Origin of the sequence: Enhygromyxa salina, from assembly GCF_002994615.1 — a bacterium.
Taxonomy (GTDB): domain Bacteria; phylum Myxococcota_A; class Polyangia; order Nannocystales; family Nannocystaceae; genus Plesiocystis; species Plesiocystis salina_A.
Genome location: NZ_PVNK01000155.1, coordinates 1 through 794 on the forward strand (window position 1 = coordinate 1; position 794 = coordinate 794).

The window sequence follows — 794 nt, forward strand, 5'->3', positions numbered from 1 at the left end:
GAGGAGCTCGCGGAGCGCTTTGCTCGGGAGTATTGGGGTGGTGATGACAAGGCGTTCGAGCTGCCCGCGAGCGTGGTGCCGAGCGGGCTGACGGGCGCGGAGGCGCGCGAGGCCGTGCGTGCGCTCGCGGGGCGGACGTTGCGCACGGAGGTGTACGCGCTCGATGGGTCCGAGCTCGAGGGCGAGCCGTTCACGGTGAGCGAGGGGAGCTTCGAGGTCCGGCAGGTTCAAGCGCGGGGGCCCAACTGCTTTGGGGTCTACCTCGCGCATGACCGCGAGGCGCTGAGCTACCACTACGAGCGCGACCCGTTGGACCCTCGCATTGCCCACAGCTTCACGCTGGAGGTCGACGACTACGGCGCGGTGCTGCGCTCGGCTGCGGTCGCGTACCCGCGGCGAGAGTTCGTGCATGAGGAGCAAGGTGCGACCTACGTGACGCTGAGCGAGGCGGATGTGGTGCACCTCGTTGACGGGGACGACGTGCTCCGCCTGGGGGTGCCGGTCGAGGCGCGGAGCTACCAAGTGCATGGGCTCATCACTGCAATGGGCGCCGCGTTCAGCTGGCAGGCGGTCCGGGAGGCGGCTGACAGCGCGGCCGCGGTCGCCTACGACGGCGAGCTGTCGGGCGGCGTGGACAAGCGCTTGTTGAGTCGCAGCCGCACGCGCTACCTCGCCGATGACCTGTCGGCGCCGCTGGCTCACGGCGTGGTCCAGAGCAAGGCGCTGGTCTACGACACCGACGCGATGGCGATGACGGAGACGCAGCGGCAGGCGGTGTTCGGTGCGCTGACGGG

Annotated in this window: 1 protein-coding gene; it reads left to right on the forward strand. The window is 70.2% G+C overall.

The window, feature by feature from the left end; genetic code table 11:
• On the forward strand, nt 1-794 hold a 794-nt coding region (locus ENSA5_RS16945), incomplete at both ends, for a toxin TcdB middle/C-terminal domain-containing protein (protein WP_308726554.1).